This window comes from Streptomyces sp. NPDC054841 (assembly GCF_053611045.1).
Genome location: NZ_JBSGZO010000325.1, coordinates 1 through 9,867 on the forward strand (window position 1 = coordinate 1; position 9,867 = coordinate 9,867).

General features: G+C 73.5%; 11 protein-coding genes and 1 pseudogene. All 12 read left to right on the top strand.

Annotated elements, in window-relative coordinates; all coding sequences use genetic code 11:
* Window positions 1-413 (top strand): annotated as a pseudogene (locus ACWGI8_RS31475) (hypothetical protein); the annotation flags it as partial.
* Window positions 410-1,243 (top strand): alpha/beta fold hydrolase, encoded by an 834-nt coding sequence (locus ACWGI8_RS31480; RefSeq protein WP_453666095.1) that lies wholly within the window; start codon window positions 410-412, stop codon window positions 1,241-1,243. The pseudogene ACWGI8_RS31475 and the gene ACWGI8_RS31480, both read left to right, overlap by 4 nt.
* A complete protein-coding gene (locus tag ACWGI8_RS31485) occupies window positions 1,240-2,214 on the top strand; it encodes an acyl-CoA thioesterase (RefSeq protein WP_453666097.1) in 975 nt (324 codons plus the stop codon). The genes ACWGI8_RS31480 and ACWGI8_RS31485 overlap by 4 nt, the downstream gene beginning before the upstream one ends.
* On the top strand, window positions 2,211-3,635 hold the full coding sequence (locus tag ACWGI8_RS31490) for a beta-ketoacyl synthase N-terminal-like domain-containing protein (protein WP_453666099.1): 1,425 nt from the start codon (window positions 2,211-2,213) through the stop codon (window positions 3,633-3,635). The genes ACWGI8_RS31485 and ACWGI8_RS31490 overlap by 4 nt, the downstream gene beginning before the upstream one ends.
* A gap of 5 nt (window positions 3,636-3,640) precedes the next feature.
* On the top strand, window positions 3,641-4,657 hold the full coding sequence (locus ACWGI8_RS31495) for a beta-ketoacyl synthase N-terminal-like domain-containing protein (protein WP_453666100.1): 1,017 nt from the start codon (window positions 3,641-3,643) through the stop codon (window positions 4,655-4,657).
* On the top strand, window positions 4,651-5,466 hold the full coding sequence (locus ACWGI8_RS31500; protein WP_453666102.1) for an SDR family NAD(P)-dependent oxidoreductase: 816 nt from the start codon (window positions 4,651-4,653) through the stop codon (window positions 5,464-5,466). The genes ACWGI8_RS31495 and ACWGI8_RS31500 overlap by 7 nt, the downstream gene beginning before the upstream one ends.
* An 85-nt stretch (window positions 5,467-5,551) precedes the next feature.
* Window positions 5,552-6,685, top strand: a complete 1,134-nt coding sequence (locus ACWGI8_RS31505) for a beta-ketoacyl synthase N-terminal-like domain-containing protein (protein ID WP_453666104.1) — start codon at window positions 5,552-5,554, stop codon at window positions 6,683-6,685.
* Window positions 6,686-6,801: 116 nt separating this feature from the next.
* Entirely contained in the window at window positions 6,802-7,077 is a 276-nt protein-coding gene (locus tag ACWGI8_RS31510; RefSeq protein ID WP_453666105.1) for an acyl carrier protein, read from the top strand.
* The gene (locus ACWGI8_RS31515; protein ID WP_453666107.1) at window positions 7,074-7,481 is read left to right on the top strand and encodes a 3-hydroxyacyl-ACP dehydratase FabZ family protein; all 408 of its coding nucleotides are present in this window, start codon (window positions 7,074-7,076) and stop codon (window positions 7,479-7,481) included. The genes ACWGI8_RS31510 and ACWGI8_RS31515 overlap by 4 nt, the downstream gene beginning before the upstream one ends.
* On the top strand, window positions 7,478-7,984 hold the full coding sequence (locus tag ACWGI8_RS31520; RefSeq protein WP_453666109.1) for a 3-hydroxyacyl-ACP dehydratase FabZ family protein: 507 nt from the start codon (window positions 7,478-7,480) through the stop codon (window positions 7,982-7,984). The genes ACWGI8_RS31515 and ACWGI8_RS31520 overlap by 4 nt, the downstream gene beginning before the upstream one ends.
* Window positions 7,985-7,997: 13 nt before the next feature.
* Window positions 7,998-8,825 carry a 3-oxoacyl-[acyl-carrier-protein] reductase gene (gene fabG / locus ACWGI8_RS31525; RefSeq protein WP_453666111.1) on the top strand — a complete coding sequence of 276 codons (828 nt, stop codon included), beginning with the start codon at window positions 7,998-8,000 and terminating at the stop codon, window positions 8,823-8,825.
* Entirely contained in the window at window positions 8,822-9,589 is a 768-nt protein-coding gene (locus ACWGI8_RS31530) for a DsbA family protein (protein ID WP_453666112.1), read from the top strand. Before fabG ends, ACWGI8_RS31530 begins: the two co-directional genes overlap by 4 nt.
* Window positions 9,590-9,867 lie beyond the last annotated feature (278 nt).

The following is a 9,867-nucleotide window of genomic DNA, read 5'->3' on the forward strand; positions in this document are numbered from 1 at the left end:
GCCCGTACGCCCGCAGGGGCGGACAGGCCGATGCCGTGTCGGAGGTACGGACCCGGCAGCCGGGGCCGATCGGCCTCTGGTGCGTACCGGAACATCGGGACGGCGCCCCGGTGACAGGGGCGCCCGCCAACTCCCCCGACTCCGCCCACTCCCCCGACTCCGGGGCCGGCCACCCCCGGGACACCACGGTCCACGACCTCTCCGCGCTGCTGGGCCCCTCCTCGGGAGCGCTGGGCGTCCTCCAGTGCGTCGCCGCGACCGCGTGGCTGACGACGGAGCGGGACACCGCGGCAGACCCCGACCCGGTACTCGTCAACGCGGGAAGCGGAGACGCCGGAGGGGACGACGCGAGCGCCGCTCTTGTGCTGACCGCCCCGGCCGCGGACCGCATCCCGACGGGCAGCCGCCGATGAGCCCGCGCGAACCGCGGCCCGTCGTACGGCTGCGCCGCAGCGCCCGGGGCGGCGCGGCGCCCGTACGGCTCCTCGCCCTGCACGGGCTGGCGGGCAGCAGCACCGTATGGCGCGGCTACGAGCAGCTCGCCCTCGACGACATCGAGTTCTGGGAGGCCGAACTGCCCTGGGGCGCCGCCGGCGACAGGAACTGGAGTCACCACGACGACCCCGCGGACCACATCGAACGAGCCCTGGACGCCGTGCCCGGAGGGGCGGACGCCGTCGTCGCCCACTCCTTCGCCGCCGGAGCCACCCTCGAAGCGCTGGCCCGCCGGCGCGGGCAGCGCGCGCCCCGCAGGCGCAACGGACCCTCAGCCGCGGTGATCGTCGCACCCTTCCACCGGCGCTCCGCCGACGACTTCGGCTGGGACGACGCGACGTACTACCTGAACGGCTTCCACCGCATCCTCGAAGAGGGACTGCGGGTCGGCTCCGAGGGGCGGCTCGGCGAGGAGCTGCGCCGGGACATGGCGCTACGGGTCCGCGACCGGGTCGGCCCCTACGGCTGGCAGCAGTTCTTCGGCGCCTATCTGCGCAGCCCCTTCCTGGACGTCGACGCGCTGGACCTGCCCGTGCTCGTCGTGGCCGGCGAGGACGACTTCGCCGCGCCGCCCGGCGACGCCCGGGCACTCGCCGCGGCCCTGCCCCACGGCCGTCTCGAACTCTTCGACGACTGCGGTCACTTCGCCATGGCGGAGCAGCCGCGGCGTTTCGCGGACGCCGTGCACCGGCTGCTCCGCGAGTGCTTCCCGTCCCTGCCCCATCCCTACGTACCGGAGTTGACGTGACCACGAACATCGCCGACGCCGAGGCCGCCGTCCGCGCCCTCCAGCAGCCCAGCACCCTTCAGATCCGCCCCCGCTACGAGGGTTCCAACATCTGCACCTGGATCGGCTTCAAGCACGTCAACTACCTCGTCGAGGAAGCCGTCCTGCAGCACATCCGGCAGGCCGGGCTCGCCCCGGGCACGATCTACGAGGTCCACGGTCTGTGCACGGACATCGTCGACATCGACACCCGCATCCTGCACGCCTTCCACATCGACGACACCGCGACGGCGCACGTCCGGCCGCACCGCAAGGCCAAGGACGGTGAGCTGCTGTTCGCCGTCGAGCTCCAGGTGGAGCGCGAGACGGTGCTGAAGGCGGTCACCTCGACCGTACGGGTGCAACTGCGCCACGACCCGCGCGGTGGCGGCGACGAGCCGGTCCCGGCCGCCCTCCGCCCGTACACCGTGGAGCGACTGGCCGCCAGGCCCGGCTGGACGCCGGAGCCGGCCGAGGTGGACCTCGCCGCGGACGACCTGGTCAAGGAGCTGACCGCCGGACGCAACGCGTACGCCTGGAAGTTCCGCATCCCGTACTGGTACTGCCACTTCACCGAGCGGATCCAGATGTCCGGCTATCTGCGCCTGATGGAGGAGGCCAAGGACCGGCTCGTCGCCGACCGCGGCGTCTCCATCAAGACCCTGCTCGACGAGCAGAACTGGATCCCGGTCGTCCCGCACTCCCGGATCACGGTTCTCGACGAGGCCCGGATGGAGGAGGACCTGTACATCGTCCTGACCGTCGAGGACGTCTTCAAGGGCTTCACCTACACCTCGCGCATGGACACCTATGTCGTACGCGACGGCGAGCTGATCCAGACCTCCACCGGCCGGATCACCCACGGCTATGCCGTCATCGAGAACCGCCGCGACTGGAGCCTGGTGCCGTTCGACGACCGGATGAACGCCGCGCTGGAGGGCCGGGCGGCATGAACCACGAGGTCGTGGTCACCGGGGTCGGCGCCGTCACCTGCCACGGTGCCGGCGCGGACACACTGTGGCGGGCCATGACGGCGGCCGGAACCCGTCTGCCGGACCGTCCGGCGGACCCGCTCGCCCGGATGGACCTGCCACTGATCAGCCTGGTGCCCGACCCCGACCTGGCGGCGGACCGGGCGACCCGGTTCGCCGCCACCGCCGCCGCCGAGGCGCTGGACGACGCGGGCCTCGGCGCCGCGTCGCTCGCCGCCGCCCGTACGGCGGTGGTGATCGGCAGCTGCATGGGCGAGCCCGGCCCCAACGAGCGCGGCCGCGGCGGCGCGGGACAGGCCGGCGCGGAACATGCCGGTACGGACCACGGCTGGACACCCCCGTTCCGGCTCGCCACCGAACTCGCCGCCGGACTGGGCCTGTTCGGTGCCGTCCACGACATCGGCAACGCGTGCGCGGCCGGGGCCTACGCCCTGGGTATGGCCGCGGACCTCGTACGGTCCGGAGAGGCGGACGTGGTACTGGCCGGCGGCTCCGACGCGTACTCACGGGTCGCTCTCGGCTGCTTCAACCGGCTCGGCGCCGTCGACCACGAGCGCTGCCGGCCCTTCGAGTCCGACCGGGCCGGCACGGTGTTCGCCGAAGGCGCCGGGATCCTCGTCGTCGAGTCCGCCGTGCACGCACGGGCCCGCGGCGCGGACACCGGGCTGCGGCTGAGCGGCACTGCCTGGAGCTGTGACGCCGGCCATCCGACGGCGCCGCAGGCGGACGGCGTGCAGATCGTCCGCGCGATGCGTGGGGCGATCGACGGCGACCGCGGCAGCCCGAGCGGCACGAGAAGTCCGGGTGGCCAGGACGGCACGGGTGGCCAGGACGGCCCGGACGCTCCGGGCGGCCAGGGTGGCGGCGCCGGCGGCCCGCGCCGTATCGGTGCCGTCGTACCGCACGGCACGGGCACCCGCCTCAATGACGTGCTGGAGAGCGCCGCGCTGTACGAAGCACTGGGGGAGTACGCCCCCGACGTGCCGCTCTACAGCCTCAAGGCGCTCCTCGGCCACGCGGGCGGAGCGTCCGCCGCCCTCGGCGCGGTCGCCGCCGCGCTGATCCTGCGGCACGGGTCGGTGCCCCCGAACGTGCCGCTGAAGGACCAGGACCCCGAGTGCCGGGTGCTGCTGCCCCAGGGCGCCCCGGTCCCGCTCGCGCCGGACGCGCGACGGGTCCTGGTCAATGCCTACGGCTTCGGAGGCAACAACGCGTCGCTGGTGCTGGAAGCGGCGACCGCGGCAGAGAGAGCACCGGCGGACCGGGCCGCCGACGGCGCCCGGACCACCGAGGCCCGGACGGCGGATGCGGCATGCGCCGCCGACCGCACCGCCGGCCCGGACCACGCCCACCGCACGCCCTCAGGAGGTGATCTCCCGTGAACGCCATGAGCGGTACCGAACTCGCCGTGACCGGCGTCGGAGTGGTCTCGCCGTGGGGCGACACCCCGCAGTCCGCGGCGCCGTCGCCGCGCGGCGACGACTGGTTCGACGCCCGGGAACGGCTCGGCCCCCGCGGCTACAAGTACCAGCCGGCCGCCGCGCAGTACGCCCTCGCCGCGGCCCGCGGCGCCCTGGCCGACGGCGGCAGCCCGGACGCGGTCCCCGCCGACCGGCGCGGCCTGCTCCTCGCCACCAACGCCGGTCTCGCCGGCCTCTTCGACACGATGGACGCCACCGTCACGGAGACCGGAGCCGACGCCCTCTCCCCGGCCACGGCCCCGTACTTCGCCGTCAACGTGCTGGGCAACCGGCTGGCCGCGGAACTCGGCCTGAAGGGCTTCGCCCTGACCGTCGCGTCCCCCCGCACCGCCGCCGTCGACGCTCTCGCCGTGGGCGCCCGCGCCCTGGCCTCGGCCCGGTGCGACACGCTCGTCCTCGCCGCGACGGAGGCCCCGCTGCCGGGCACCCACGGCGACGCCGCCGGCGAACAGGGCGGAGTGGCCCTCACCCTGGAGCCTCCGGCAGCGGCCCGCCGCCGCGGTGCCCGGACCCACGCGGTGATCCGCGCCCGGTCCGTCTTCGTACCGCCGAGGGCCCTGCGCACCCCGGAAGGCCGCACCCGGGCGGATGCGGCCCTGTCCGCGGCGCTGGCCGCCCTCCTCGGCGCGCCGGCCCCCGGACTCGAACAGCCCCTCGCCGTCAGGCTCCTGCTCGACGGGTCCGGCGTCGCCGACGCCGCCGCCCACGCCGTGGCCGCGGTCCGCGGGCCGCTGACCGAAGCGGCCGCCGAGGCGACCGGACCGTACGGCAGCGGGCACACCGGCTGCCTCGGACCCGCCATCGAAGTCGCACGAGCCGTCACGGCGGGCGGCGGGGGCACCCTCGTCGTCACCGCCACCGGAGCCGGGCACGTCGCCCTCGTCCTCGTCTCGCCCCACCACACACAGGAGTCCGCATGCTGACGTCACTCAAGGGGAGCTGGTGCCTGGTCCTCGGGGCGTCCAGCGGCATCGGCGCGGCCATCGCCCGTGGCCTCGCCCGGGAGGGCGTGCACATCATCGGCGTGCACTTCGACACGGCCTCCCGCGCCGAGGAGATCGCCGCACTCGTCGACGACATCCGCGGATCGGGTGTCGAGGCCCGGTTCTTCAACGTCAACGCCGCCTCCCGCGCCACCCGCGACCGGCTCGTACCGGAGATCGCCGAGCTGACCGGCCCGGCCGGCGGCATCCGGATCCTGGTGCACTCCCTGGCCTTCGGCACCCTCGTGCCCTTCCTGCCGCGGGACGGCTGGGACAAGCAGCTCAGCGTCAAGCAGCTGGAGATGACGCTCGACGTCATGGCCCACAGCCTCGTCTACTGGACCCAGGACCTCGACACGGCGGGACTGCTGCGCAGCGGCTCCAAGGTGTACGCGATGACCAGCGCGGGCGTCGTCCAGGCACTGCCCAGCTACGGTGCCGTGTCCGCCGCCAAGAGCGCGCTGGAGTCGCACGTACGGCAGCTGGCCTGCGAACTGGCCCCGCGAGGAGTCGCCGTCAACGCGCTGCGCGCCGGAGTGACCGTCACGCCCGCGCTGCAGCGCATCCCCGAGCACGCCGGATACGTCGCGCGCGCCTCGGAGAACAATCCGCACGGCCGGCTCACCCGCCCCGACGACGTCGCCGAGGCCGTCGCCCTGCTGTCCCGCACCGACTCGTCCTGGCTGACCGGCAACACCATCGGCGTCGACGGCGCCGAACTGCACGCGGCCGCAGGGGCCTGGGGCTGAGCAGCCCACCAGGGCCCGGAACCGACAGGCCTCCACCACGCCACCGCCGTACGCACTTCCCCTCCACCGACAGGAGCAGAAACCGATGAGTGTCAGTCGTGCCACCGGGGCGGACCCGGACACCCTGGTCGTCTCCGGCTGGTCGGCGGCCTCGCCGTACGGACTGGGCGCGGACGCCTTCGCCGCCGGCGTGCGGGAGAACCGCGACGCCGTGGCCCCGGCGCCCGCCGCCGCAGAGAACCGGGCGGTGGACCTCGGACCGTACGAACGGGCCGGACTGCTCCCGGACTTCGACATCAGGGAGGTCCTGGGACGCAAGGGCACGCGTGCCATGGACCGGGCCACCGCCATCGCCGTCGCCACCGTCGGGATGCTGCTGTCGGAGGCGGGTCCCGGGCTCGCCTCCGACATCCCCGAGAGCATCGGCATGGTCCTGGGCACAGGGCACGGCAGTGTCCAGAGCATCATGGACTTCACCCGGGACTCCCTCACCGGCGAGAAGCCGTTCCATGTGGACCCGGCGCACTTCCCCAACACGGTGATGAACCGCGCCGCCGGGCAGAGCGCCATCTGGCACACGCTCAGAGGCCCCAACACCACCGTCGCCGGCGGCGCGCTGACCGGGCTGCTCACCCTCAACTACGCGGCCAGGCTGCTGCGGCAGGGCCACTGCGAGGCCGTGCTGTGCGGCGCCGTCGAGGAGTTCTCCACCGAGCGTGCCTGGCTCGAGTACCGGGCCAGGACGGGCAGTGCCCACCGGCAGCCCGCGGGACCGCTCGGCGAGGGCTGCGCACTGTTCCTGCTGGAGCCGCTCGGCCGGGCCCGCACCCACGGCCGCACCGCCCACGCGGCGCTGCTCTCCTCCCGTTTCATCGCGTTCCACGACCCGGAGGACGCGCAGCGCGCCGTCACCCGGGCCGTCACCGAGGCGCTCAAGGACGCCTCCGTACAGCCCGACGAGGTCGCCCTGCTGGTGCCGTCCGACACCGGCGGCCCGCTCGGCGCCCGCGAGGACGCCGCACTCGCCGACGTCTTCGGCGAGACCAGCCCGCCCCGGCTGCGGCTGCGCCGGCTGATCGGCGACGCCTCCGCGGCGTCCGCCTCGCTCCAGCTGGCCGCCGCGCTCGCCCTGCCCGGCGACGGCAGGCCGGTGCTCGTCACCTCCGTCGACCCGGACGGTCAGACCGGCGCCGTCGTACTGCGCACGGGCACACCGTGATCACCGCCGCAGCCCGCCGCCGGAGGTACCGGCTACGCCGGCTTCTCGTTCGCTCGGTTCGCTCGGTTCGCCACTACTCGTACAGCCATCACCACCCGGAAGGACCCGTGTTCACCATGTCCGACACCCACATCGCCCCCGCCGCGACCACCCTCGACAAGGAGCAGCTGCGCGACCTGGTCGCCGAGGTACTCGACCTCGACGTCGCCGAGGTCACCGACACGGCCCACTTCATGGACGACCTCGACGTCGACTCCCTGATGGCCCTGGAGATCACCGTCCGGCTGGAGAAGGAGTACGGGGTCCGGCTCGCCGAGGCCGAGCTGACCTCGATCACCTCGCTCGGTGCGACGTACGACCTGCTGGCGCAGAAGCTGGCGGAGTCCCGGTGAGCGCCGCCACCCCGCTCGGGCCCACGGAACTGGTCCGCAGCGGGCCCGAAGGCGCGGCGACCGTCTTCGACGTGTTCCCGGAGGACCCGGTGCTCGCCGGGCACTATCCGGGCTTCAGCGTGCTGCCCGGCGTCTATCTGATCGAGGCCGTGGACCGCACCGTGCGGGAGTGGGCCGGAACGTCCGCCGAGGTGGAACTCGCCGCGATGGACCGCTGCCGCTTCCACCGGCCCGTCCATCCGGGGGACCGCGTCTTCACCGACGTCACCGTAGGGCCGACGGCCGACGGGGCCGGGCTGCTCTGCCGCGCGGCCGTCGGCACCAACCGCGGCAAGGTCGCCGACATCAGCCTGCGCTACCGCCACAAGGACACCGAAGAGACCCAGGAGACCGATTCCCCGTGACCAGAGTCTTCGGAGTGGACCGGATCAAGAGCACGATTCCGCACCGCGGCGAGATCCTTCTCGTGGACCGCGTCGCCGAGGTGCGGCCGGGCGAGAGCCTGACCGCGTACAAGGCGGTCTCCGGCAACGAGCCCTGCTACGCGCCGCTCGGCCAGGACGCCGCACCGGGCGACTACGCCTACCCCGTATCGCTCGTCATCGAGTCCTGGGCCCAGGCCGCGGTGGTGCTGTCCGTCTGGGAGAGCCCCAACCCGGACGTGCTGGCCGGAAAGGTCGAACTCGCGGGATCCATCAACGAGGTGACGATGGGCGGCCGTGCCTACCCCGGCGATGTGCTCGAACACCGGGTGCGGCTGGTCAAGTCCGTCGGCGAGACCGCGGTGCTGGCCGGTGAGACGTTCGTCGGCGGCCGGGAGGTGCTGAACGTCGGCAGCTTCGTGGTGGCGCTGCGGGATGTCACCGAGTTGCTGCCCGCGCCGGACCATGCCCTGCTGAGCGTGTGAGGAGAGAGACCCCATGTCCGCACAGGACGCACAGTCCGCACAGGACACACAGTCCGGACCGGTCGCACAGTCCGGACCGGACCCGCAGTCCGGACAGAACGTACAGAGCACCAAGGTCGCGCTCGTCACCGGTGGTTCACGAGGCATCGGCCGCGCCGTCGTCGAGCGGCTGGCCCGCGACGGCTACGACATCGGCTTCTGCTACCGCTCCGACGAGCAGGCGGCGGCCCTGACCGCGAAGGAGGTCCGGGAGCTGGGCCGCAAGGTCCTCGCCCGCCGCGTCGACGTCACGGACCGTACGCAGATACGGGATTTCGTCGCCGCCGCCGAGGACGAACTCGGCCCGGCGACGGCCGCGGTGACCTCGGCCGGGATCACGCGGGACAGCCCGCTGGTGCTGATGCCCGACGACGACTGGGACGCGGTGCTGCGCACCAATCTGGACGGCACCTACAACCTGTGCCGCGCGGTCGCCTTCCCGATGGTCAAGCGGGGCGGCGGCTCGGTCGTGACCATCTCCTCCATCGCCGGAGTGGCCGGAAACGCGGGCCAGACCAACTACTCCGCCTCCAAGTCCGGGATCATCGGCTTCACCCGGGCCCTGGCCAAGGAGGCGGGACGGCACGGCCTCCGTGCCAACGTCGTCGCGCCCGGCTTCATCGACACCGACATGACGTCCGTCCTGCCGGAGAAGGTCTCCAAGGACATGCTGCGGCGCATCCCGCTCAAGCGCTTCGGCCGGCCCGAGGACGTCGCCTCGATGGTCGCCTTCCTGGTCTCGCCCGAGGCCTCGTACGTCACCGGGCAGGTGTTCCAGGTGGACGGCGGAATCGCGCTGTGACCGCGCAGGCAGGAGCCCGGAAGCCGCGGCGTACGAGACGGCCGCCGCGCTTCTACTTCTCACTGCGCAGTCCGTACTCGTGGCTCGCCTACCGGGACCTGCTCGACCGCCATCCGCGCACCGCGGCAGCCGTCGAGTGGGTGCCCTTCTTCGAACCGGACGAGCTGAGCCGCAAACTCCTCGCGGAGGCTGGCGGAGCCTTCCCCTACACGCCGATGTCCGCCGCGAAGCACCGCTACATCCTCCAGGACGTACGGCGGCTGGCCGCCGGCCGCGGGCTCGACTTCAGCTGGCCGGTGGACCGGGACCCGGTGTGGGAAGTGCCGCACCTCGGCTATCTGGCCGCCGAACGGCACGGCAGGGGGCCCGGCTACATCGCGCTCGCGGCCCGCGCCCGCTGGGAGCTCGGCCAGGACATCTGCGACCCGTCGGTGATCGCCGGCTTCGGTCCCGAACTGGGCCTGGACGGCGCGGAGCTGGCGGCCGCCGCCGACGACCCGGAGCTGCGCGAGGCCGGGGTGCGGGTGCTGCTCGACATCCAGCGCGACGGGGTCTTCGGAGTGCCCTTCTTCGTCGACCACTTCGACAAGTACTGGGGCCTGGACCGGCTCGCGGACTTCGCCGCGGCGCTGGAGGCGAGGGCCGTGGGGGCCGAGGGTGCCTCGCGGCCCGCCGGGCCCGCCGAGGACCCCGCGGTCCAGGACGCCCCCCTCACTCCGCCCGTCCTGTCCGTCGACGACGGACACGCGGGCGGCTGCGGCTGATCCCCCTCCAGCCGCACCAGGGAGTGTCTTCGAAGTAGCGTCGGCCGCCCGAAGAGCCGCCGGGCAGACGGGACTTCGAAGGCACGACCCAGGGCCGTCGCACGGTGCCCCCCGTCACCCTGCGGCGGCCCTCCGTCGTCCCAGGCCCTAGGGCCTGTCGTTCGGGTCTTGCCGGGCTCGCGTGCCCTGGCACGCACCTCTGCGGCGGTGTCGTCAGTCGCCAATGTCCCCCGTAGCCCTTCGGGCACGGGAGGTACCCCCACCGCAGTGGCTCCCTC